Raw genomic sequence first — 22,608 nt, forward strand, 5'->3', positions numbered from 1 at the left:
GGTAATGGACAACATCGAACAACGCGTTAAAAAGATCGTTGCGGAACAACTGGGCGTCGCGGAAGCGGAAATCAAGAACGAAGCCTCGTTCGTCAACGATCTCGGCGCTGATTCGCTCGATACCGTTGAACTGGTGATGGCCCTCGAGGACGAATTCGGCATGGAAATCCCGGATGAAGAAGCCGAGAAGATCACCACCGTGCAGCAAGCGATCGACTACGCTCGCGCCAACGTCAAGGCCTAAGGCCATTCGCGCCTGCATCGCCACCGTTGTCGATGGCCGCTGCCGCCGCCGTTGTGATTCTGGAGCCGACGCATGGGCGGCGCCCATCCGCGGTCCGCGCGGAAACGGCGGTCAGGCTGCCGCTATCGGCGTTTGCGCCGGGTTCATAGCCACAGGGTACACAGGCCCGTTGCCTGTTGCCGCTGTGGCTTTTGCTTTGGCATGAACTGCTGCTTTTGCTTTCGTCATTCTATGGAAAAGGGGTTACCGTGAGCCGCCGTCGTGTTGTTGTTACAGGCCTGGGGCTGATTTCGCCTGTTGGCAATAATGTTGCCGACGGATGGGCCAATCTGGTCGCCGGCCGATCCGGCATCGCCGACATCACGAAGTTCGACGCTTCGAACTTCTCCACTCGCTTCGCTGGCGAGGTCAAGGGCTTCAATGTCGAGGAGTACATGCCCGGCAAGGAAGCGCGCCATATGGATACGTTCATCCATTACGGCATCGCGGCCGGCATGCAGGCGATCAAGGACAGCGGCCTCGAAATCAACGAAGCGAATGCCGAGCGTGCCGGCGTGGTGGTAGGGTCCGGCATCGGCGGTCTGCCGATGATCGAAATCACGCAGACCGAACTGTTAAACCGCGGCCCGCGCCGCATTTCGCCGTTCTTCGTGCCTGCATCGATCATTAACATGATCTCCGGCCATCTGTCGATCAAGTTCGGCCTGAAGGGTCCGAATCTGTCGATGGTGACCGCGTGCACGACCGGCCTGCATTGCATCGGCGAAGCATCGCGGCTGATCGAGTATGGCGACGCCGATGTGATGATCGCCGGCGGCGCGGAATCGACCGTGTCGCCGCTGGGCATCGGCGGCTTCGCCGCGGCGCGCGCACTGTCGCAACGCAATGACGATCCGGCTACCGCGAGTCGTCCGTGGGACAAGGACCGTGACGGCTTCGTGCTCGGCGAAGGCGCGGGCGTGATGGTTCTCGAAGAGTACGAGCATGCGAAGGCACGCGGCGCGAAGATTTACGCGGAAGTGGCCGGCTACGGCATGAGCGGTGACGCGTACCACATGACCGCGCCGCTCGAAGACGGCGACGGCGCACGGCGCTGCATGCTGGCCGCGATGAAGAACGCCGGCATCAACGCGGACGAGGTCGGCTATCTCAATGCGCATGGCACGTCCACGCAGCTTGGCGACCTCGCGGAAACGATCGGCATCAAGCGCGCATTCGGCGAACACGCGAAGAAGATTGTCGTGAACTCGACCAAGTCGATGACCGGGCACCTGCTCGGCGGCGCCGGCGGTCTCGAGTCGGTGTTCACGGTGCTCGCCATGCATCACCAGATGTCGCCGCCGACTATCAACATCTTCAACCAGGACCCGGAATGCGATCTCGACTACTGCGCGAACACCGCGCGGGAGATGAAGATCGACGTCGCGCTGAAGAACTCGTTTGGGTTCGGTGGCACGAACGGAACCTTGGTGTTCAAGCGCGTATAAGCGGCGTTACCGTTTGACGCAGCCCCCGCAGCCGTCTCAATCTGTCCGATCACCGGCGGCGCCGCTCGATGCGGCGCCGCCGGCGGGGCAAATGCAACCTGAAGTCTCCGCAGGCGGAACGTCGCAGTGCATCGTGCTGCGACGTTCCGCCTTGTTGTATGGCGTGGCCGCCGGCTTTATCCTGGTCGCTGCCGCAGCGGTTTTCACGACACTCGCATCGCGTACTGCCTGGTTGCACGCCGCAGTCGCCGCACTGACGACGCTTGTCGTGCTGAGCGTCGTGCTCGTGCAAGACGCACGGCGCCGGCCCGCGTCGCTTAAAATCGGGTCGGATACTCTGACCGCCTGGAATCGCGCCGGACAGCCGGTCGCGCAGGGCCGTATCGCCGGCTTCGCGCAATGGAGCGGTTGGCTGCTGTCCATTGCGCTTGTGGGCGACAATGGCCGGTCCCGCACGCTGCTCGTTACCGCCGACATGCTTTGCTCCGACCATTTCCGTGAACTGTCGGTACAGGCCCGGCGCGCCGCGCACGGGGCGTTGTAACGACTGTTACCGCGATTACTGCTGTAACGTGACGGGGTGAAGGGGACGCTACAATGGTGCCCCCGCGGGCCCCTAGCTAACGGATTTATCAGGTGAGCGAAAAAGAAATTGATCAGGTGCTGGTCGAACGCGTGCAGAACGGCGACAAGGCCGCGTTCGAGCTTCTGGTCACGAAATACCACCGCAAGATCATCCGGCTGATCTCGCGCCTCGTGCGGGATCCTGCCGAGGTCGAGGACGTGGCCCAGGATGCGTTTATCAAGGCATACCGGGCGCTGCCCCAATTTCGCGGTGAATCGGCTTTCTATACGTGGTTGTACCGGATTGCCGTGAATACGGCGAAGAACTACCTTGCGACGCAGGGCCGGCGCGCGCCCACGTCGACCGAAGCGGACGCTGAAGAAGCTGAAACTTTCTCGGATGCCGACCAACTAAGGGATATCAACACGCCCGAGTCGATGTTGATGAGCAAACAGATCGCGGAGACGGTCAATGCTGCGATGGCGGTTTTACCGGAAGAGCTGCGCACCGCCATTACTCTTCGTGAAATTGAGGGTTTGAGCTACGAGGAAATCGCCGAAATGATGGGTTGCCCGATTGGCACCGTCAGGTCGAGAATTTTCCGTGCTCGCGAAGCCATTGCGGCAAAATTGCGTCCGTTGCTGGACACTCCCGAAGGCAAACGCTGGTAATCGCACGATGGGTTGCGCTTCGGCGCGATGTCGGTCGAAGCTTTTCGATGGCGTTTTAGCGGCCTTGCGGGGCAGCGGTGCAATATCTGGGTCAGGTGGTGTCACTATGGGGTGTCTGTAACGATGGGGAGCATCATGGGGTCGGTCTCGATGCGATCGGAAGCTAATCTGCAAGCGAGCTCGCGCGGCGAGCGTCTGTCCGCGCTGATCGACGGGGAGTGGTCCGGCGATGAGCCGGCAGCGTTGATTGCCGCGCTCGATCGCAACGATCGCGCGGCGTGGTCGGACTATCATCTGATCGGCGACGCGCTGCGTTCCGACGATCTGGCATTGAGTGCGGTCGCGAGCCGCGCTTTCATGAGCGGCTTTGCGGCGCGCTTCGAAAGTGAAGCGCATATCGTTGCGCCGTCGTGGTCGTCGGTTTTACGCGGCCGGCGTCATGCGTTCGGGCGCCGTCTGTTGCCGGCGTTCGCGGTAGCCGCCGCGGCCGCGACGCTGACATGGATCGTCGTCCCGCAACTGCAGGGCGTGAACACGGGCGTACAGGGTGTGTCGCAGGTCGCGTCGGTATCGTCCGGCGACACGCTGCAGCGTGTCGCGATGGCGTCCATGCCGGTAGCGACCGCGCAGCCGGCGGTGCAGGATGCAAACATCATCCGTGACGCGAGTCTTGATCAGTATCTGGAAGCCCATCAGCAGTTCGCGCAGCAGCCGGTGATGGGCAGCGCCGTGCCGCTGATTCGCGCGGCCGTCACTACGCAGGGCCGATAGCTCGATGCAGACTTTGCGGTTCAATAAAAAGACAACCTGGGGACGGCTGCCGGCGCTACTGTTCTGCGCAGCCGCATTACTTTCAGTGTTATCCACGGCTCCTCGCGCGTTTGCGCAGGACGACGCTTCGGCCCACCATACGGCGGCCGAACTGCTCAATCGAATCCATCAGGCCGCTCAGCAGCAGAACTACGAAGGCGCATTCGTCTATCAGCGCGGCACCTTCGTGCAAACGTCGCACATTTCGCACTATGCGACACGCAACGATGGCGAATACGAACAGCTCGAAAGTCTCGACGGCAAGCCGCGCAAGATGCTGCGGCATAACGACGAGATGTACACGTTCGTGCCCGAGCGGCGTCTGCTCGTCGTTGAGCAACGGCAAAACAAGGATTCGTTTCCTGCGCTGCTGTCCGCCAGCAGCGATGACGTACTGTCGGTGTACGAGCCGAAGCTACTCGGCCGCGATCGCGTCGCGGGCCTCGAAGCCGACGTGATCGAGCTCGATCCGAAAGACGCATACCGTTTCGCCTACAAGCTGTGGGCCGATACGAAAACCGGCCTGCTGCTGCGCGCGCAGACGCTCGATCCGAGCGGCGAGGTGCTCGAGCAGTTGTCGTTTTCGCAGATCCGTATCGGTGTACCGGTCGACAAGGCGCCGATCGCAGCGGGTATTCGTAATACCGCCGGATGGACGATCGTGCATCCGCCGGTCGAGCCGGTCGACATGGAAGCGCAGGGTTGGCAGATCACACCGAACGTGTCAGGCTTCCGAAAGATTCGTGAGCTGCGGCGTCCGATGGCGGCGCACGATCCGGGCAACCCGCCTATTCCGGTCGACCAGATGGTGTTCTCCGATGGCCTCGCGGCCATTTCGATTTTCGTCGAGCCGGTCGAAAAAAATACGCGGAAGGAAGGCGCGGGCAGCAGTGGGGCGACCCATGTGCTCGTCAAGCGCCGCGGGGACTTCTGGATTACCCTGCTGGGCGAGGTGCCCCAAGCCACGTTGCAGCAATTCGCGTCTGCCATAGAATACAAGGCTCCCAAGTAATCCATCGGCTTACCACGACATGACGACTTTCTCGGTGCGCAAATTCCTCGCGGCCGCGCTGCTGGCTTGCCTGCCGTTTCTGCCGCATGCGGCGGTGGCGGCGCCTGCAGCCAGCCTTCCCGATTTCACGGACCTGGTCGACAAGGTCGGCCCGGCGGTCGTCAATATCCGGACCACCGCGCATGTGCCGACCGGCAACCGCGGCTTGCCGCCTGGGCTCGACGACGGCGACATGTCCGAATTCTTCCGTCGCTTCTTCGGTATTCCGCTGCCGCAGTCGCCGCAATCGCCGCACGGCGGCGGCAACGATGGCCAGGGCGGTCAAGGGGGTAGCCAGGGCGGGCCGGGTGGTGGCCAGGGTGGGGATTCGCCGCAGGACAACAGCGATTCCGAAACGAATAGCGGCGTTGGCTCGGGCTTTATCCTGTCGGCGGACGGTTACGTGATGACCAATGCGCACGTGATCGACGATGCGGACTCGATTTACGTGACGCTCACCGACAAGCGCGAATTCAAGGCGAAGCTGATCGGCGTCGATGAACGCACCGACGTCGCGGTCGTCAAGATTAACGCGACCAACCTGCCGACCGTGACGATCGGTGACTCGAACAAGGTGCGCGTCGGCGAATGGGTTGTCGCGATCGGCTCGCCGTTCGGGCTCGAAAACACGGTGACGGCGGGTATCGTCAGCGCGAAGGGCCGCGACACCGGCGACTATCTGCCGTTTATCCAGACCGACGTCGCGGTGAACCCGGGCAACTCGGGCGGACCGCTGATCAATATGCAAGGCGAGGTAATCGGCATCAACTCGCAGATCTACAGCCGCACCGGCGGGTTTATGGGCATCTCGTTCGCGATTCCGATCGACGAAGCGATGCGCGTCGCCGATCAATTGAAGACGTCGGGCAAGGTCGTGCGCGGTCGCATCGCGGTGGCGATTGGCGAAGTCACGAAGGATGTCGCCGATTCGCTCGGCTTGCCGAAGGCGCAGGGTGCGCTGGTGAGCAGCGTCGAGCCGGGCGGTCCGGCCGACAAGGCAGGCGTGCAGCCGGGCGACATCATCCTGAAGTTCAACGGTCATCCGGTGGATACCGCAACCGATTTGCCGCGCATGGTCGGCGATACGAAGCCCGGCACGAAAACCACGATCACGATCTGGCGCAAGGGCCAGACGCGCGACCTGTCGGTTACGGTCGCCGAGATGCAGCCGGACAAGACCGCGCATGCCGATCAGCGCAAGCCGCCTGCGCCGAAACAGCAGGCATCGAATGCGCTCGGCATCGCGGTCAGCGATATACCGTCGGATCAGATGAAGTCGCTGAAGCTGCGCAACGGCGTGCAGGTCGACGCGGTCGACGGGCCGGCCGCACGGGTCGGCCTTGAGAAGGGTGACATCATCTTGCGGATCGGCGATACCGACGTGACGAGCGCGAAGCAGTTCGACGAGCTCACCGCGCATCTCGACCCTCAGAAGATGATCGCGCTGCTCGTGCGCCGGGGCGACAACACGCAGTTCGTGCCGATCCGCCCGCGCGCGCCGCAGAAGTGACGCTTGTGACGAAGCCGGCGTCGCGCGAGCCGGTGGTGCTGACGCTCTACGGGCGCGCATGGTGTCATCTGTGTGACGACATGCGCGCCGCGCTCGAGCCGCTGCTTGCCGAATTCGGTGCGCGCGTCGATGTGATCGATATCGATGCCGACGCCGCGCTCGAAGCGCGTTATAACGAAGCGGTGCCGGTGCTGGTCTGCGACGGAACCGAGCTGTGCCGTTATCACCTCGACGAAGCGCGTGTGCGTGGGGTGCTGGCCGCGAAGGCCGATGCGGCCGCGCGCTGATGCATCCACCTGGCCACAGTCAGACCGAACCGCGCGTGAGCCGGTCATGAACCCACGCATGGACCGTGTCACACACTGGCCTCGAATTTGCATTCGAGGCCGCCAGGTCTTGCCCTGCTTGTGCTCTCGCGCGCCCGCCAGCCCCGCAAATCCGCCTGCGGGACCCCTTTTCAGCTAAAATGGGCAGGTTTTTCAGTCAGTTTACGAGGCGTGCTTCGCGACCCAACGAGCGCGCCTTTTTTGCTTGATCGGACTTGAATGGATCATATTCGTAACTTTTCGATCATCGCGCACATCGACCACGGCAAGTCGACGCTTGCCGATCGCATCATTCAGATTTGCGGCGGCCTGTCCGACCGCGAGATGGAATCACAGGTGCTCGACTCGATGGATCTCGAGCGCGAACGGGGCATCACCATCAAGGCGCAGACCGCCGCGTTGTCCTACAAGGCGCGCGATGGCCGGGTCTACAACCTGAACATGATTGACACGCCGGGGCACGTCGACTTCTCGTACGAGGTCAGCCGCTCGTTGTCCGCGTGCGAAGGTGCACTGCTGGTCGTCGATGCAAGCCAGGGTGTCGAAGCGCAGACGGTTGCAAACTGCTACACGGCGATTGAACTCGGCGTCGAAGTCGTGCCGGTGCTCAACAAGATCGATCTGCCGGCGGCGAACCCGGAAACCGCCATCGCCGAAATCGAAGACGTGATCGGCATTGCCGCGGCCGACGCGACGCGTTGCAGCGCAAAGACCGGGCAGGGCGTCGAAGACGTGCTCGAAGCGCTGATCGTGAAAGTGCCGCCGCCGAAGGGCAATGTGGACGGGCGGCTGCAGGCGCTGATCATCGACTCGTGGTTCGACAACTATGTCGGCGTCGTCATGCTGGTGCGCATCGTCAATGGCACGCTGCGCGCGAAAGACCGGATTCGCATGATCGCGACCGGCGCCGAGTACCCGGTCGAGCACGTCGGTGTGTTCACGCCGAAATCGAAGAATCTCGAAACGCTGTCCGCGGGGCAGGTGGGCTTTATCATCGCCGGCATCAAGGAACTGACGGCGGCGCGCGTCGGCGATACGGTCACCACGGTCAAGAATGCGGCGCCCGAGCCGTTGCCGGGCTTCAAGGAAGTGAAGCCGCAGGTGTTTGCCGGTCTTTATCCGGTCGAAGCGAACCAGTACGACGCGCTGCGCGAATCGCTCGAAAAACTGAAGCTGAACGACGCGTCGCTGCAATACGAACCCGAAGTGTCGCAGGCGCTCGGTTTTGGTTTCCGCTGCGGCTTCCTCGGCCTGTTGCACATGGAAATCGTGCAGGAGCGGCTCGAGCGCGAGTTCGACATGGACCTGATCACCACCGCGCCGACGGTGGTGTACGAAGTGCTGCAGCGCGACGGCACGGTCGTGACGGTCGAGAACCCCGCCAAGATGCCCGATCCGTCGCGAATCGAAGAAGTGCGCGAGCCGATCGTCACGGTGAACCTGTATATGCCGCAGGATTACGTCGGCTCGGTCATCACGCTGTGCACGCAGAAGCGCGGCAACCAGGTGAACATGCAGTACCACGGCCGTCAGGTGCAATTGACCTACGAAATGCCGATGGCCGAAATCGTGCTCGACTTCTTCGACCGGCTGAAGTCGGTGTCGCGCGGCTACGCGTCGATGGACTATGAGTTCAAGGAATATCGCGCGTCGGACGTCGTGAAGGTCGACATGCTGATCAACGGCGACAAGGTCGACGCGCTGTCCGTCATCGTTCACCGCTCGCAGAGCCAGTACCGCGGCCGCGAAGTGGCGGCGAAGATGCGTGAGATCATCCCGCGCCAGATGTACGACGTCGCGATCCAGGCGGCGATCGGCGCACACATCATCGCGCGCGAGAACATCAAGGCATTGCGCAAGAACGTGCTGGCGAAGTGCTACGGCGGCGACATCTCGCGCAAGAAGAAGTTGTTGGAAAAGCAGAAGGAAGGCAAGAAACGGATGAAGCAGGTCGGCTCGGTTGAAATTCCGCAGGAGGCGTTCCTCGCGATCCTCCGCGTCGAAGACAAATAAGACGAACAACGGGAATCCCTCAATGAATTTTGCATTGATCCTTTTTGTGCTCGTCGTATTGACGGGTATCGCGTGGGTAGCAGACAAGCTCTTTTTCATGCCGCAACGGCGGCGCGCGGCGGAGGCGGCGGTCGCCGAGTTCGACCGCCAGCAGGCGCGTGTCGGCGAGCGTTTCGCCGACGAAAATCCGGCGCAAACGCGCGCGAAGTTACGCGATGAAAAGCTGCGCCAGCCGTGGTGGCTCGAATACACAGCGAGCTTCTTCCCGGTCATTCTCGTCGTGTTCCTCGTGCGCTCGTTCGTCGTCGAGCCGTTCAAGATTCCGTCCGGCTCGATGGTGCCGACGCTGCTGGTCGGTGACTTCATCCTCGTGAACAAGTTCGACTACGGTCTGCGCCTGCCGATCACGAATACGAAGGTCACCGAAGGGCGTCCGGTGAAACGCGGCGATGTGGTCGTGTTCCGGTATCCGAAGGATGAATCGGTCGACTACATCAAGCGTGTGATCGGCCTGCCAGGCGATGTGGTCGCGTATCAGGACAAGAAGCTGACGATCAACGGCCAACCGGTCCCCGAGACGCAACTGCCCGACTTTTACGATGAGGAGCGCGACGAAGCGAGCGGCAACCAGCGCGCGGGCTACATGAAGCAGTTCGAGGAAGATATCGACGGCCGCAAGAACCGCATCCTGAACAATCCGGCGGTGCCACCGTTCGTCGTCGGCGCGGATGACTATCCCTACCGCAGCAATTGCAATTACAACGATCGCGGCGTGATCTGCAAGGTGCCGCCCGGCAACTACTTCATGATGGGCGACAATCGCGACAACAGCGCGGACAGCCGTTACTGGGGTTTTGTGCCGGACGCGAACCTCGTTGGCCGTGCGTTCTTTATCTGGATGAATTTCAGCGATCTCAAACGGATCGGCTCATTCGAGTGAACGGCTTTATCTTCGAAGCCCGTCGCGCGATGAACGCGAGCCTCGGTCCGATCACCGCACGGTGACCGCGTCGCAAAATCGCGCATCACCACCATCGCATCGCAACGTCGAAACACGCCGCAAACTATCTGCGGCGTGTTATCACGCTACTTTAAGAACCTGCGGTAACGTCGCTTCACCACGCCTGTTCGCGTGTCGGTCCGCGTTTTCGCCGGGGCAAGCGCCCGCGTTATACTCTGCCCATGCCTTCATCTCCGCTGGAAAGCCGACTGCGCTATGAATTTCGCAATGCGGAATTGCTGCGTCAGGCTCTCACTCATCGCAGTCATAGCGCCACGCATAACGAACGACTCGAGTTTCTCGGCGATTCCGTTCTCAATTGCGCGGTGGCGGCACTTTTGTTCCAACGTTTTGGCAAGCTCGATGAAGGCGATCTGTCCCGCGTACGGGCTAATCTCGTCAAACAGCAGTCGTTGTATGAAATTGCTCAGGCCCTGAATATTTCCGACGGCCTGCGCCTTGGTGAAGGCGAACTCCGTAGCGGTGGCTTCCGCCGTCCGTCGATCCTTGCCGACACGCTCGAGGCGATCCTGGGCGCGATCTTTCTTGATGGCGGGTTCGAAGCCGCGCAGACCGTCATCAAACGGCTGTACGTGCCGATTCTCGACCATATCGACCCGCGCACGCTCGGCAAGGACGCCAAGACGCTGCTGCAGGAATACCTGCAAGGTCACAAGATCGCGCTGCCGACCTACACGGTGATCGCCACACATGGTGCGGCGCACAATCAGCAATTCGAAGTCGAATGCGCGGTGCCAAAACTCGATGTCAAGGTGTCGGGCTCCGGTGCGAGCCGCCGCGCCGCCGAGCAGGCGGCCGCGAAGAAGGCGCTCGACGAGGTGATGGCGGCGGCGCCGGCCGTGGTTGCGAAGCCGAAGCGCTCGAAGAGCGCGCGTGCGGCGAAACATGCCGAAGCGGAAATCGTCCCCGGCGTGACGGGCGTGCAGACCGCGCTTGATCTGCGCGCGCCGGATCAACGCAGGGCCGAGCGTGCGGCCCGTGCCGAAGCGAAGATAGCGGCGGCGGAAGCAGGCGCCGAGCGCGTACCGGCGGCTACGGCGGCCAGTGTCGCACCGCTCGCGGTGATCCGTGCTGCGCACGTCGAATACAGCCAAAGCCAGGCCGGCGGCGGCAGCAACAGCAACGATAAGGAAAAGCCGGAAAAGGCGGATAAGCCGGACCGGGTTGAAAGAGCAGCGGATAAATCGGGCGAAAAGGCCGCCGAGCGGACCGAGGACAAGACGGGCCGCGGCGAGAAGTCTGAGCGACCCGATAAGCAGGCCGACAGGCAAGGCGACAAGCAGGTCGACAAGCCGGCGGAGAAGCACGCGGAGCGGACCGATGCCGCGACGCGCCCGCCCGATCATCCTTCTGACAAAACCGACGCGCTGATTCGTCACGGCGAGAAGGCGGCGGACAAGCCGGAAACCGCCGCGAGCCTCGCCGACAACTCAGCGGAAAAGACCGTGGAGCGGGCGCCCGAGAAAGCGGCGGACAAGGCTGGCGACGCGCCTACCGACCGAATCGCCGAGAAATCAGCCGAAAAAGCCGATAAAGCCGATAAAGCAGCGGAAAAATCCGCTGAAAAAGCGGGCGAGAAAGCAGGGGACAAAGCAGCGGACAAGCTCGAATCCGCCGCGCATCAGGCGAATGGATCTGAAAGAGACAGACCGGCGGACAAATTTGAAGCCGCGTCACGCAGCACCGAAAGATTGACGTCTCGCAGCCGGGAAATCGCCGGCGCGGCGACGGTTGAGGCCGACCTCGAAGCCGGCGTCGCGAGCGCGCTGCACACCCGCGTCGCCGACGCAGGCCATTGATTCACCCCGATTGGCTCCCGACAGCCCCTGATTAATCCACCCGACTACTGCCGCCTTGCCGATGCTATTGTTGTTGCAGTTTGCACCTGGCTGTCCCGCGATGCACGTTGGCCCCAGTTTGCTGTAGCCCGAATATGAACACGCCCACTCCCCCTGGATTTCGCTGCGGCATGGTCGCCATCGTCGGCCGCCCGAACGTCGGCAAGTCGACGCTGATGAACGCGCTCGTCGGCCAGAAGGTCAGCATCACGTCGCGCAAGGCGCAGACCACGCGTCACCGCATCACCGGCATCCGCACGCTTGACGACGCGCAGTACATCTTCGTCGACACACCCGGCTTCCAGACGCGGCACAGCGGCGCGCTGAACCGGTCGCTGAACCGCGCGGTGACGTCGACGCTGACGTCGGTCGATGCGATTCTGTTCGTCATCGAAGCCGGCCGCTTCGGGCCGGACGATCAGCAGGTGCTCGATCTGATTCCGCCGGCGGCTCCGGTGCTGCTGATCGCAAACAAGCTCGACCGCGTCAGCGACAAGGACACGCTGTTCCCGTTCATGCAGCAGATGGCCGGGCTGCGTGACTTCAAGGAAATCGTGCCGCTGTCGGCGAAGCATCCGGACGACATCAAGCGGCTGTTCGCGACGGTGAAGCCGTATTTGCCGGAAGGCGAACCGATCTACGGCGAAGACGACCTGACCGATCGCAGCGAGCGTTTTCTTGCGGCCGAAATCCTGCGCGAAAAGGTGTTCCGCTGGACGGGCGATGAACTGCCGTACACGAGCACCGTCGTGATCGACAAGTTCGAGACCGAAGGGCGCCTGCGCCGTATCTTCGCGACGATTCTCGTCGAGCGCGATTCGCACAAGGCGATGATCATCGGCCAGAAGGGTGCGAAGCTCAAACAGATCAGTACCGAAGCGCGCCTCGATATGGAAAAGCTGTTCGACGGTCCGGTGTACCTCGAGACCTTCATCAAGGTGAGGAGCGGGTGGGCCGACAACGAAGCCGGGCTGCGCGCGTATGGGTACGAATGACGCATGGATGACGCAGCCACCCGAAGCCGATCCTGATCCGGCGCAGCCGCGCTCGCCCCGCAGCGAGGCCAGGCCGGTGCGCGGGCGCGCGAAGCGGACCTCATCGAAGCAGTCCGCCGCCGCGCGTACGCCCGGTGACGATTTCGCCGATGAAGCCCTGCTCGAAGCGAACGAACCGGGTGAAAAGCAGGCGGAAAGGCGGTCCGACAGGCAGCCCGATCATCCGGATGGCGTTGAAGCCGCCCCTGAGCGACGCGCAACGAAGCCCGCACGCCGAACGTCGCGCGCGCCGGTTTCCGAGTATCGGATCTCCGAACAACCCGCGTTCGTTCTGCACAGCTATCCGTACCGGGAAACCAGCCTGATCCTCGACGTGCTATCGCGCGACCACGGCCGTCTCGCGTTGATCGCGAAGGGTGCGAAGCGCCCGCATTCCGCGCTGCGCGGTGTGCTGCAAACGTTCCAGCCGCTGTCGCTCGCGTGGACCGGCAAGTCCGAAATGCGCACGCTGACCGGCGCCGAATGGGTCGGCGGGATGCTGCCGCTCGCCGGCGACGCGCTGCTCTGCGGCTTCTACGCGAACGAGCTGCTGGTCAAGTTCTGCGCGCGCGAAGACCCGCATCCCCAACTCTTCCACCACTATGTGGTGACGCTCACGCGTCTTGCGCACGACGAGCCGCCGGTCCAGGTGCTGCGTTCGTTCGAGCGCGTGCTGTTGCGCGAGACCGGTTACGCGATGGCGCTCGACCGCACCGTCGCGCGCCAGCCGGTCGTACCGGGCGGCCGCTATGTGTTCGACCCGGAGCGCGGCGTGCGCGACGCAGCCGACGATCTGCCCGCGCAATGGCCGGTCGTGTCCGGCCAGACCTTGCTCGATATGGAGCAGGACGATTACCATCGTGCGCAGACGGTTGCGCAAAGCAAGACGCTGATGCGCTTCCTGCTCAACACCTACCTCGGCGGCACGCCGCTTGCGACGCGCCAGATCCTGATCGACCTGCAGAACCTATGAGCTTCTTTCTCACGTCGCCACACGCGATCGACCTTGGCGTCAATATCGACCACGTGGCCACGCTGCGCAATGCGCGCGGCACGTCCTATCCTGATCCGATCCGCGCGGCGCTGGCCGCCGAAGAGGCGGGCGCCGATGCGATCACGCTGCATTTGCGCGAGGATCGCCGGCATATCGTCGACGCGGACGTGCGCGCGCTGCGTCCGCAATTGAAGACGCGGATGAATCTCGAATGCGCGGTCACGCAGGAAATGCTCGACATCGCGTGCGACGTGCGTCCGCACGACGTCTGCCTCGTGCCGGAAAAGCGCGCGGAGCTGACCACCGAAGGCGGTCTCGATGTCGCCGGCCACTTCGATGCGGTGCGCGCCGCGTGCAAACAGCTGGCGGATGCGGGCTCGCGCGTGTCGCTTTTTATCGATGCCGAAGCGACGCAAATCCGCGCCGCACACGAAGCGGGGGCGCCGGTGATCGAACTGCACACCGGCCGCTACGCGGAAGCGCACGACGAAGCCGGGCAGCAGCGCGAATACGAGCGTGTTGTACAGGGCGTCGAGCTGGGCCGCTCGCTCGGGCTCAAGGTGAATGCCGGCCACGGTTTGCACTATACGAACGTGCAGCAGATCGCGGCGATCGAAGGCATCGTCGAATTGAATATCGGCCATGCGATTGTTGCGCACGCAATCTTCGCCGGCTGGGACAACGCGGTGCGCGAGATGAAGGCGATCATGATCGCCGCACGTCTTGCCGCACGCGCTTAAAGCGGCGAGCGCCATGGCGATCTACGGCATCGGGACTGACGTGGTGCAGGTGAGCCGCGTGGCCGCGGTGATGGAACGCACCGGCGGCCGCTTTGCGGAAAAGGTGCTGGGGCCCGACGAACTTCGCGTCTATCACGCGCGCAATGCGCGTTCCGCGGTGCGCGGTCTTGCGTATCTCGCGACACGCTTCTCCGTGAAGGAAGCGTTCTCGAAAGCGATCGGCCTTGGCATGCATTGGCCAATGACGTGGCGCGCGCTGCAGACGCTCAACGAAGCCGGTGGCAGGCCGTACGTGATCGCATCCGGTGAACTCGCGGACTGGCTCTCCGCACGCGGCATTACCGCGCGCGTGACGCTTTCCGACGAGCGCGACTACGCAGTGTCGTTTGTGATCGCGGAGACCGGCGATTAGCCAGCACTCGCGTCATTCCGGCTGTCTGAATTTCTCCGGCGCGGCGCGGTGTGCCGGTCGCGCCGGTCGTCTGTTTTTTTCTTCCCCTTCCGCTCGATGAAAACCTCTCCTGGACCGGTCATGCTCGACGTCGTCGGCAAGACGCTCAATGCAGCCGACAAACGCCGCCTCGCTCATCCGATGACGGGTGGTGTGATTCTGTTTGCACGGCACTTCGAAAGTCGTGCGCAACTGACCGCGCTGACCGATGCGATCCGCGATATGCGCGACGATCTGCTGATCGCCGTCGATCACGAAGGCGGCCGCGTGCAACGCTTTCGCACCGACGGCTTCACGGTGTTGCCATCGATGGGCAAGCTCGGTGCGCTGTGGGATGACGACGTGCTGCATGCGACGAAGGTGGCGACCGCGGTCGGTTACATCCTTGCGGCCGAACTGCGCGCATGCGGGATCGACATGAGTTTCACGCCGGTGCTCGATCTGAACTACGGCGAGTCTCAAGTGATCGGCGACCGCTCGTTTCATCGCGATCCGCGCGTCGTCACGCTGCTCGCGAAGAGCCTGAATCACGGCCTCGCGCTCGCCGGCATGGCGAACTGCGGCAAGCATTTTCCAGGACATGGTTTCGCGCGAGCGGATTCGCATGTCGCGGTGCCGGTCGATGAACGCCAGCTCGACGAGATCCTTGCCGAAGATGTCGCGCCGTACGATTGGCTCGGCATGTCGCTCGCGTCGGTGATTCCCGCGCACGTGATCTATCCGTTGGTCGATTCGAAGCCGGCCGGCTTTTCGCGCGTGTGGCTACAGGACATCCTGCGCGGCGCGCTCGGCTTTAACGGCGCGATTTTCAGCGACGATCTGTCAATGGAAGCCGCGCGCCAGGGCGGCACGCTGACCGAGGCCGCGACGGCCGCACTCGAGGCGGGCTGCGATATGGTGCTGATCTGCAATCAGCCGGAAGAGGCGGGCAAGGTGCTCGACGCGCTGCGCGTCAAATCGTCGAAAGCTTCGCGCCGGCGTATCAAGCGGCTGCGGCCGCGCGGCAAGGCGCCGATCTGGGACAAACTGGTCGACGAGCCGGAGTATCAGCAGGCGCAAGCGCTGTTGCGCGACGCGTTTGCCTGAAGTCGGACCGAAGCCCGACTGAGGAAGTTTGACGGAGGCTTGACTGATGCGACGTCAACGCCGGAACGATCGGGTATCGGCGCCCGCTTGCGCCTTTCTTCATCGCGCCCAACCGATCAATTCAACCGCATCCGTTGCAGCTTGTTGTACAGCGTCTTCGGGCTGATGCCGAGCAGCGAGGCCGCGCGATGCCGCGTGCCGCCAACCGCGTCAAGCGTTGCGCGGATCAGCATTTCCTCGACGTCCGCGAGCGGCGTGCCGACGGTCACCTGCACGCGGCCCCCATTCAGATCGCGACCGCCGATGCCGTGGGTTTCATCCGCGCGCAGCGTCTCGAGCACATCGCCCGATGCCTGATAGGCGCGCCGCACACGCTCGTGCAATTCGCGCACGTTGCCCGGCCATTCATAGGCGAGACATTCGCGCAGGAAGTTCGGCGAGATCAGTTTCGTCGCATCGGCGACGCCGCGCGCATTCGCCTCGCGATTCAATTCGTCGACGATCGACTCGGCGAACAGCGCCGGGTCGTCGCCGCGCTCACGTAGCGGCGGCAACGACAACGCGGCCGCTTCGAGACGCAAGCCCAGGTCTTCGTGTAACGAGCCGTCCGAGACGGCGGCGCGCGGAACCTTGCGCGTCGATGCGATCAGCCGGAAGTCCGTCACCACCTGGTTCGTGCCGCCGATGCGCATGAAAGTCTGCGAGTCGAGCGCGCGCAATAGCGCTTCCTGCTGTGGGCGCGGCAACAGCGCGATCTCATCGATAAACAGCGTGCCGCCGCTCGCCTGTTCGAACAGACCCGGCTCGCGCTGCTCGGCGCCGCTGAACGCACCGCGCTCATGACCGAACAGCAGGCTATCGAGCGGCCGTCCACCGCCGACGGCCGCCGCCGCGCGGCAGTCGAACACGATAAACGGACCTTTGCGGCGCCGGCTCATTTCGTGCAGCGTGCGCGCGGCGACTTCCTTGCCGGTGCCCGCTTCGCCGGAAATCAGTACCGCGGCCTCGGTCGGCGCGACATGCTCGATCGTGTCGTAGATGTGCTGGATCGCGCCGCTGCGACCGATCATCGGACCGAAGCGACCCATCTGACGCAGCTTCGCGCGCAGCGTCTGCACTTCCTCGGTCAGTTCGTACGGGCGGGGGATGCGCGCAAGCAGGCTGCGCAAACGTGGGATGTTGACCGGTTTGAGCAGATAGTCCCAGATACCGTGTCGCAACCCTTCGATCGCGCTTTCAACGGTCGCGTTGCCGGTCATCACAATGACCGGCAACGCGCCGCCAGGTGGTTGCACCGGCAGATGTTGCAGCAGATCGAGGCCGCTGCCGTCCGGCAGGTTCAGGTCGACGAGCACGACGTCCGGGATAAAGCGGGACAACGCGGCGCGCGCTTCGGAAAGCGTGATCGCCGTGTCGACCGAGAAGCCGTCGGCGGCGAGGATCGCCGACAGGCCGGACAGGCTGTTGGGATCGTCCTCGACAATCAGGGCATGTGGCATAACGTGCGCAATTTTTTCAAATGGACGGAAACCCCCGGGGCGCCGATGTTCCGGACGCGTTCGGGCACGATATACGGCCGGTACTGCCACTCGAACTTCGCGGCACCGCAATTCGACGCATGGCTTTTAATCCTTGTCTCCATTGACGCTCATGAACGCTGCCTGCCGCGTAGGTGCTTCCTGCTGTTACCTGTTGCTGCGCCGATGCGTGCGCGCCGCGTGATCCACCGCGCGCACGGGCACGGCATGAAACCCGGCTACAGGTTCCGGTTCGCGTCGAAGAAGCGGCGGACTTCGCGTTCCGCTTCCTCGCGGGTCTTACCGTAACGTTCCTGAATCAGGCCGGTCAGCCGATCGGCGCGGCCTTCGGCTTTCGTCAGTTCGTCGTCGGTCAGTTCGCCCCACGCGGTTTTCGCTTTACCGAGCATCTGCTTCCATTTGCCTTCAGCAATATCGTTGTTCATTGACACCTCCCTGTTCATTGGTCCGCCCGGAAAATGAAAGTCGAGCGGTTCCATAGATCGTAAGCAGAGCACGTGCCAGATCCCGAATATCCTGCTGAATCAATGCGCTGACGTTTGAGGAAGCCGGTTCACCCCCACTAGCGTGCGCAATTTTGCATAAAGTTCCGGTAAAGATTTCCACCACCATACACGGTCGCGGAAAAAAGAAAAAGCGCCCAAAAAGGGCGCTTTCGCGAAAGCCGCCCCAAGCGGGGCGCGGCTCTTGAGTGAAGCCTTTGCTTTCCTTACGCGCGGCTGCGATACTCGTTTGTCCGGGTATCGATTTCGATCTTGTCGCCGATGTTGCAGAAGAGCGGCACTTGCAGTTCGAAACCCGTGTTCAGCTTGGCGTTCTTCAGCACCTTGCCCGACGACGTGTCACCCTTCACAGCCGGTTCCGTATAGATGATTTCGCGGACCACCGTGGTCGGCAGTTCGACCGAGATCGCCTTGTCGTTGTAGAAAACCACTTCGCACGTCATCCCGTCCTGCAGGTAGTTCAGTGCGTCTCCCATCATTTCCGCTTCGACTTCGTACTGGTTGTAGTCGGCATCCATGAACACGTACATCGGGTCCGCGAAGTACGAGTAGGTCACTTCCCTGCGGTCGAGCACGACGATGTCGAACTTGTCGTCGGCCCGATAGACCGACTCCATGCCTGCGCCCGTCAGCAGGTTCTTGAACTTCATCTTGACGACGGCGGCGTTACGGCCCGATTTGTTGTATTCGGCTTTCTGCACAACCATCGCGTCGTTGCCGATCATCACGACGTTGCCGGTGCGGAGTTCTTGAGCGATCTTCATAAAACTGTCCTGTACGAAATAATGTGCTTCAACGTTGCTTGCTGTGTGGCGTATTCCTGTTGCCTACGCCGCGGCGCGCGGCATAGGCGGGCGCGGTGCCCAAGGCCGTTGCCGGTGTTTTACCCGACGTAGAGGAAATCCGGATGAAACCGCACGGGATGCGCGCGCCGATGCGTTCGGGCCTATAGCGGTGCCGCGTCTGCAACGGCGGCTGCTGGCTAACCGCTTATTTTAACTGAGTTTTTGCGAATCGGGCCAGATTTCCAGCGAGATCCCCGGCGCGCGCGAGTTCCAGCGCCCATTGCGTGGCGCGCGCGGTGAACGCGGGCAGGTGGCGCGCAAAATCCGGCCAAAGCGCGGCCCAGTCAGGCGTGCCGACGCCGTTCCACGCATGCCAGAAGCGCGTCAGCGCGGCGCACGGGGCGGCCGGCAGCGAGTGCGCATAGTGCGCGAGCGCGGCGTCGAGTTTCGGCAGATGCGCGTCGTCCGCTTGCGGGTAGATATGCCAGACGAACGGACGCGCGGCCCACTGGGCGCGCACAAAGGAGTCTTCGCCGCGCACGAAGTTCAGGTCGCTTGCCCATAGCAGACGGTCGTAGCCGGGCTGGTCCGTGAAGGCGAGCGCGTGCGCGGCGAGGCTGCCGCGTTCAGCGTGCGCGCCCGCCGCGAACGACGCTAACCCGAAGAAGCGCGCGAGCGCGCCGGAGATACGCCCTTCGGGCACGAGCAGCACGACGGGATCGGCTGAGTCGCGCCATTGCTCGAGCAGCGCGTCGATGGCGGGGTTTTCGTATGCGAACAGTGAGATCACGGTCGTGCCGGCGGCGGGCGCCGACGTGCCGACCGTGTCGCGCCACCATGCGGCACGCTCAGCTTGCGACGCGTCGAACGCCGCGCGTTGCGCGTCCAGATCATGCTCCTTCAGCACGCCGCCGGTCCCGGGGGCGAGTCCCGGAAAGAAGAAGGTCTTCACGAGCGGATAGCGCGGATGCGGCGACGGCCGCAAATGGAAATCCGCGACCCAGTCCTCGGCGCTCAGATACTCGAGATTCAGCCACACCGGCGCATGCGCGCGGCGCGCCATGGCGGCCACGTAGACCGGTGGCAGTTCACACCCGAATGCTTCAATCACGACGTCGGCCACTTCGAGCGTGTCGCCCGCGTGCGCGGGCTCATGCCAATGTTCGGCAACGATCCCGTGCACCGTCTGGCGCGCGCGGTGGGTGTCGACGGCAGGGCACAGCGCGTGAAACGCGCGCAGGTCGTCGACGAATACGCGTACCTGCCAGCCGTGTTCCGTCGCAAGCTGGCGCGCAAGGCGCCAGCACACGCCGATATCGCCGAAGTTGTCGATCACCGCGCAAAAGATGTCGCACGCGATGGCTGTGCCATCCGGCTTGCGCAGGTCGTGCTGCGTGTCGGGCCGCGCTGGCGGCGGCGTGCGCACGGGGCGCGACCTTTGGGACGCGGGGTTGGCGGCGGAGCAGGAGGCGGCGGACATGGCAGCGGGGCCCTTGGACTTCGCGCAGGCGCGGCGTGAGCGGAATGTTCTAAACTGGCGATTTTAAAGCAGCGCCCTGTGAGAGACGGGTGCGATCTGCTCTTATTCGCTGTTTTGATCACCGCAAGCGCGGCTTCCAGTCCTATCCTGCATGGCCCACTCTGACGCTTCCGATACTCCAGACGTCTTCGAGCCGAAAAAAGTGCTCGCGCAATTGCCGCATTTGCCGGGCGTCTACCGCTATTACGATGCGAACGGCTCGGTGCTGTACGTCGGCAAGGCGCGCGACCTGAAAAAGCGCGTATCGAGCTACTTCACGAAGACACTGCTGTCGCCGCGCATCGCGATGATGGTGACGCGCATTGCGCGTATCGAAACCACCGCGACGCGCTCCGAAGCGGAGGCGCTGCTGCTTGAGAACAACCTGATCAAGGCGCTGGCGCCGCGCTACAACATCCTGTTTCGCGACGACAAGTCGTATCCGTATCTGAAGCTGACCGGCCATCAGTTTCCGCGCATGGCGTACTACCGCGGCGCGGTCGACAAAAAGAACCAGTATTTCGGACCGTTTCCGAGCGCATGGGCGGTGCGCGAAAGCATCCAGATCCTGCAGCGCGTGTTTCAGCTGCGCACCTGCGAAGACTCGGTGTTCAACAACCGCACGCGGCCGTGCCTGCTGCATCAGATCGGTCGCTGCACCGCGCCGTGCGTGCGCGCGATCAGCGAGGAGGACTACGCACGTGACGTGTCGAATGCATCGCGTTTTCTGCTCGGGCGCCAGTCGGAGGTGATGAGCGAGCTCGAGCAGAAGATGCATGCGTTCGCGGCCGCGTTGAAGTTCGAGCAGGCGGCGGCGGTCCGTAACCAGATGAGCTCGCTGTCGACGGTGCTGCATCAGCAGGCGATCGAAGTGGGCGGCGACAGCGATGTCGATATTCTCGCGGTGGTCGCGCTAGGCGGACGCGTCTGCGTGAATCTCGCGATGGTGCGCGGCGGCCGGCATCTCGGCGACAAGGCGTATTTTCCGGCGCACGTCGAGAGCGTGCTGTCCATCGAGGCAGGCGAACCCGGCGACGAAGACGCTGACGAAAGTGTGGCGTCAGCGGCGCTTGCCGATCGACATGCCGACGTTGCGCCGCCAGGTGCGCGAGCATCACATGACGAAAGCGAGTCGACGCACGAAGATGGGCAGCACAGCGAAGACGCGGAAAGCTCAGACCCTGACCATACGGACGAAGAAGACGCGAGCGCTGAAGCCGCCGCCGACGAGGCCGACGAGGCCGACGATGGCGCGGCCGTCATGCGTTCGCGTGCGCCGGGCCTCGAAGCCGAGGTGCTCGAAGCGTTTATCGCGCAGCACTATCTCGGCAACCGCATCCCGCCCGTGCTGGTCGTCAGTCACGCGCCCGCAAACCGCGAACTCGTCGATCTGCTAACCGAACAGGCTGGCCACAAGGTAACCGTGTTGCGTCAGCCGCAAGGCCAGAAGCGCGCGTGGCTCGCGATGGCCGAGCAGAACGCGCGGCTCGCGCTGGCGCGATTGTTGTCCGAACAGGGCTCGCAGCAAGCGCGCACGCGCGCGCTTGCCGATACGCTTGTGCTCGAATGCGAAGACCTCGCGAAGCTGCGTATCGAGTGCTTCGATATCAGCCATACGATGGGCGAGGCGACGCAGGCGTCGTGCGTCGTGTATCACCATCACAAGATGCAGTCGTCGGAATACCGGCGTTACAACATCACCGGCATCACGCCCGGCGACGACTACGCAGCGATGCGCCAGGTGCTCACGCGCCGCTACGAGAAAATGGTCGCACAGGCCGCGGCGAATGCGGCCGACGCCGCCGCGACCGTGCAGACCGACGCCGCGGACTCGCTTGTCACGCCGGACGCGGCGGAGCCGGTCGCCGCGGGCGCCACGTTGCCCAATATCGTGCTGATCGACGGCGGCAAGGGCCAGGTTGAAATTGCGCGTCAGGTGTTTAATGAACTGGGGCTCGATCTCGGGATGCTGGTGGGCGTGGCGAAAGGCGAGGGGCGCAAGGTCGGCCTCGAAACGCTGGTGTTCGCGGACGGCCGCACGCCGCTCGAGCTGGGCAAGGAAAGCGCGGCGCTGATGCTGGTCGCGCAGATCCGCGACGAGGCGCACCGTTTCGCGATTACCGGCATGCGCGCGAAACGCAGCAAGACGCGCCAGACGTCGCGGCTCGAGGAACTGGAAGGCGTCGGCGCGAAACGGCGCCAGCGGCTGCTCGCGCGTTTTGGCGGGCTGCGCGGCGTGGTGGCGGCAAGCGTCGACGATCTGGCGAGCGTCGAAGGCATTTCGCGCGCGCTGGCCGAGCAGATTTACCGGCAACTCCACTAAGTGCGCCGGCGGGACGGATGCCAGCCGGATGCGAGTCAGTTGCCGGCCGATCGCAGGACTTCGCCGGATGTTTGTTCGCTTGTGGCTGTCTCATTGAGA

Annotated in this window: 20 protein-coding genes and 1 pseudogene; 17 read left to right on the top strand and 4 right to left on the bottom strand. The window is 63.3% G+C overall.

What is annotated here, in order from left to right; all coding sequences use genetic code 11:
* Nucleotides 1-4 precede the first annotated feature (4 nt).
* The 16 genes and pseudogenes from acpP to nagZ all read left to right on the top strand — a co-directional run bounded on the left by acpP (nucleotide 5) and on the right by nagZ (nucleotide 15,841).
* Nucleotides 5-244, top strand: a complete 240-nt coding sequence (gene acpP, locus HV796_RS10000) for an acyl carrier protein (protein ID WP_004197638.1) — start codon at nucleotides 5-7, stop codon at nucleotides 242-244.
* A 248-nt stretch (nucleotides 245-492) separates the two neighbouring features.
* Complete coding sequence (gene fabF, locus HV796_RS10005) at nucleotides 493-1,731, top strand: beta-ketoacyl-ACP synthase II (RefSeq protein WP_175226314.1); 1,239 nt, start codon at nucleotides 493-495, stop codon at nucleotides 1,729-1,731.
* Between the two features lie 91 nt (nucleotides 1,732-1,822).
* Nucleotides 1,823-2,275, top strand: coding sequence for a protein YgfX (locus tag HV796_RS10010; RefSeq protein ID WP_175226315.1), 453 nt, complete (start codon nucleotides 1,823-1,825; stop codon nucleotides 2,273-2,275).
* A gap of 92 nt (nucleotides 2,276-2,367) precedes the next feature.
* Nucleotides 2,368-2,967: an RNA polymerase sigma factor RpoE gene (gene rpoE, locus HV796_RS10015; protein ID WP_075157742.1), complete on the top strand. Its 600-nt coding sequence runs from the start codon at nucleotides 2,368-2,370 to the stop codon at nucleotides 2,965-2,967.
* 135 nt (nucleotides 2,968-3,102) lie between these two features.
* Nucleotides 3,103-3,738: a sigma-E factor negative regulatory protein gene (locus HV796_RS10020; RefSeq protein WP_175226316.1), complete on the top strand. Its 636-nt coding sequence runs from the start codon at nucleotides 3,103-3,105 to the stop codon at nucleotides 3,736-3,738.
* A gap of 4 nt (nucleotides 3,739-3,742) precedes the next feature.
* Entirely contained in the window at nucleotides 3,743-4,789 is a 1,047-nt protein-coding gene (locus HV796_RS10025) for a MucB/RseB C-terminal domain-containing protein (RefSeq protein WP_175226317.1), read from the top strand.
* A gap of 19 nt (nucleotides 4,790-4,808) precedes the next feature.
* Entirely contained in the window at nucleotides 4,809-6,338 is a 1,530-nt protein-coding gene (locus HV796_RS10030) for a DegQ family serine endoprotease (RefSeq protein WP_175226318.1), read from the top strand.
* Nucleotides 6,339-6,343: 5 nt separating this feature from the next.
* Nucleotides 6,344-6,625 carry a glutaredoxin family protein gene (locus HV796_RS10035; RefSeq protein WP_281369769.1) on the top strand — a complete coding sequence of 94 codons (282 nt, stop codon included), beginning with the start codon at nucleotides 6,344-6,346 and terminating at the stop codon, nucleotides 6,623-6,625.
* Nucleotides 6,626-6,883: 258 nt separating this feature from the next.
* Nucleotides 6,884-8,677, top strand: coding sequence for a translation elongation factor 4 (gene lepA / locus HV796_RS10040; RefSeq protein ID WP_175226319.1), 1,794 nt, complete (start codon nucleotides 6,884-6,886; stop codon nucleotides 8,675-8,677).
* A gap of 22 nt (nucleotides 8,678-8,699) precedes the next feature.
* Complete coding sequence (gene lepB / locus HV796_RS10045; RefSeq protein ID WP_175226320.1) at nucleotides 8,700-9,617, top strand: signal peptidase I; 918 nt, start codon at nucleotides 8,700-8,702, stop codon at nucleotides 9,615-9,617.
* A 242-nt stretch (nucleotides 9,618-9,859) separates the two neighbouring features.
* A pseudogene (gene rnc, locus HV796_RS10050) lies at nucleotides 9,860-11,176 on the top strand (ribonuclease III); the annotation flags it as partial.
* A gap of 455 nt (nucleotides 11,177-11,631) precedes the next feature.
* Entirely contained in the window at nucleotides 11,632-12,531 is a 900-nt protein-coding gene (era, locus tag HV796_RS10055; protein ID WP_175226321.1) for a GTPase Era, read from the top strand.
* Nucleotides 12,518-13,543, top strand: coding sequence for a DNA repair protein RecO (recO, locus tag HV796_RS10060; RefSeq protein ID WP_175226322.1), 1,026 nt, complete (start codon nucleotides 12,518-12,520; stop codon nucleotides 13,541-13,543). The genes era and recO overlap by 14 nt, the downstream gene beginning before the upstream one ends.
* Nucleotides 13,540-14,304, top strand: coding sequence for a pyridoxine 5'-phosphate synthase (pdxJ, locus tag HV796_RS10065; protein WP_175226323.1), 765 nt, complete (start codon nucleotides 13,540-13,542; stop codon nucleotides 14,302-14,304). The genes recO and pdxJ overlap by 4 nt, the downstream gene beginning before the upstream one ends.
* A 13-nt stretch (nucleotides 14,305-14,317) precedes the next feature.
* Nucleotides 14,318-14,716, top strand: a complete 399-nt coding sequence (gene acpS / locus HV796_RS10070; protein WP_175226324.1) for a holo-ACP synthase — start codon at nucleotides 14,318-14,320, stop codon at nucleotides 14,714-14,716.
* Nucleotides 14,717-14,812: 96 nt separating this feature from the next.
* The gene (nagZ, locus tag HV796_RS10075; protein ID WP_175226325.1) at nucleotides 14,813-15,841 is read left to right on the top strand and encodes a beta-N-acetylhexosaminidase; all 1,029 of its coding nucleotides are present in this window, start codon (nucleotides 14,813-14,815) and stop codon (nucleotides 15,839-15,841) included.
* 116 nt (nucleotides 15,842-15,957) lie between these two features.
* On the opposite strand, the gene HV796_RS10080 is transcribed toward nagZ, so the two are convergent.
* The 4 genes from HV796_RS10080 to earP form a co-directional block, all read right to left on the bottom strand.
* A complete protein-coding gene (locus tag HV796_RS10080; protein WP_175226326.1) occupies nucleotides 15,958-17,340 on the bottom strand; it encodes a sigma-54-dependent transcriptional regulator in 1,383 nt (460 codons plus the stop codon).
* A gap of 257 nt (nucleotides 17,341-17,597) precedes the next feature.
* Nucleotides 17,598-17,804 (bottom strand): CsbD family protein, encoded by a 207-nt coding sequence (locus tag HV796_RS10085; RefSeq protein ID WP_175226327.1) that lies wholly within the window; start codon nucleotides 17,802-17,804, stop codon nucleotides 17,598-17,600.
* A gap of 284 nt (nucleotides 17,805-18,088) precedes the next feature.
* The gene (efp, locus tag HV796_RS10090) at nucleotides 18,089-18,646 is read right to left on the bottom strand and encodes an elongation factor P (RefSeq protein ID WP_175226328.1); all 558 of its coding nucleotides are present in this window, start codon (nucleotides 18,644-18,646) and stop codon (nucleotides 18,089-18,091) included.
* Nucleotides 18,647-18,872: 226 nt separating this feature from the next.
* Nucleotides 18,873-20,147, bottom strand: a complete 1,275-nt coding sequence (gene earP / locus HV796_RS10095) for an elongation factor P maturation arginine rhamnosyltransferase EarP (protein ID WP_175226329.1) — start codon at nucleotides 20,145-20,147, stop codon at nucleotides 18,873-18,875.
* A gap of 151 nt (nucleotides 20,148-20,298) precedes the next feature.
* Between earP and uvrC the strand changes: the two genes are divergently transcribed.
* The gene (uvrC, locus tag HV796_RS10100) at nucleotides 20,299-22,509 is read left to right on the top strand and encodes an excinuclease ABC subunit UvrC (protein ID WP_175226330.1); all 2,211 of its coding nucleotides are present in this window, start codon (nucleotides 20,299-20,301) and stop codon (nucleotides 22,507-22,509) included.
* Nucleotides 22,510-22,608 lie beyond the last annotated feature (99 nt).

Source organism: Paraburkholderia humisilvae, from assembly GCF_902859855.1.
Taxonomy (GTDB): domain Bacteria; phylum Pseudomonadota; class Gammaproteobacteria; order Burkholderiales; family Burkholderiaceae; genus Paraburkholderia; species Paraburkholderia humisilvae.

What these genes read in the sequence shown, in the direction of transcription:
- acpP (WP_004197638.1), top strand. Translation starts at nt 5, where the DNA reads ATGGACAACATCGAACAACGCGTTAAAAAGATCGTTGCGGAACAACTG.
- HV796_RS10010 (WP_175226315.1), top strand. Translation starts at nt 1,823, where the DNA reads ATGCAACCTGAAGTCTCCGCAGGCGGAACGTCGCAGTGCATCGTGCTG.
- HV796_RS10020 (WP_175226316.1), top strand. Translation starts at nt 3,103, where the DNA reads ATGGGGTCGGTCTCGATGCGATCGGAAGCTAATCTGCAAGCGAGCTCG.
- HV796_RS10025 (WP_175226317.1), top strand. Translation starts at nt 3,743, where the DNA reads ATGCAGACTTTGCGGTTCAATAAAAAGACAACCTGGGGACGGCTGCCG.
- HV796_RS10030 (WP_175226318.1), top strand. Translation starts at nt 4,809, where the DNA reads ATGACGACTTTCTCGGTGCGCAAATTCCTCGCGGCCGCGCTGCTGGCT.
- lepA (WP_175226319.1), top strand. Translation starts at nt 6,884, where the DNA reads ATGGATCATATTCGTAACTTTTCGATCATCGCGCACATCGACCACGGC.
- lepB (WP_175226320.1), top strand. Translation starts at nt 8,700, where the DNA reads ATGAATTTTGCATTGATCCTTTTTGTGCTCGTCGTATTGACGGGTATC.
- era (WP_175226321.1), top strand. Translation starts at nt 11,632, where the DNA reads ATGAACACGCCCACTCCCCCTGGATTTCGCTGCGGCATGGTCGCCATC.
- recO (WP_175226322.1), top strand. Translation starts at nt 12,518, where the DNA reads ATGGGTACGAATGACGCATGGATGACGCAGCCACCCGAAGCCGATCCT.
- pdxJ (WP_175226323.1), top strand. Translation starts at nt 13,540, where the DNA reads ATGAGCTTCTTTCTCACGTCGCCACACGCGATCGACCTTGGCGTCAAT.
- acpS (WP_175226324.1), top strand. Translation starts at nt 14,318, where the DNA reads ATGGCGATCTACGGCATCGGGACTGACGTGGTGCAGGTGAGCCGCGTG.
- nagZ (WP_175226325.1), top strand. Translation starts at nt 14,813, where the DNA reads ATGAAAACCTCTCCTGGACCGGTCATGCTCGACGTCGTCGGCAAGACG.
- HV796_RS10080 (WP_175226326.1), bottom strand. Translation starts at nt 17,340, where the DNA reads ATGCCACATGCCCTGATTGTCGAGGACGATCCCAACAGCCTGTCCGGC.
- HV796_RS10085 (WP_175226327.1), bottom strand. Translation starts at nt 17,804, where the DNA reads ATGAACAACGATATTGCTGAAGGCAAATGGAAGCAGATGCTCGGTAAA.
- efp (WP_175226328.1), bottom strand. Translation starts at nt 18,646, where the DNA reads ATGAAGATCGCTCAAGAACTCCGCACCGGCAACGTCGTGATGATCGGC.
- earP (WP_175226329.1), bottom strand. Translation starts at nt 20,147, where the DNA reads ATGTCCGCCGCCTCCTGCTCCGCCGCCAACCCCGCGTCCCAAAGGTCG.
- uvrC (WP_175226330.1), top strand. Translation starts at nt 20,299, where the DNA reads ATGGCCCACTCTGACGCTTCCGATACTCCAGACGTCTTCGAGCCGAAA.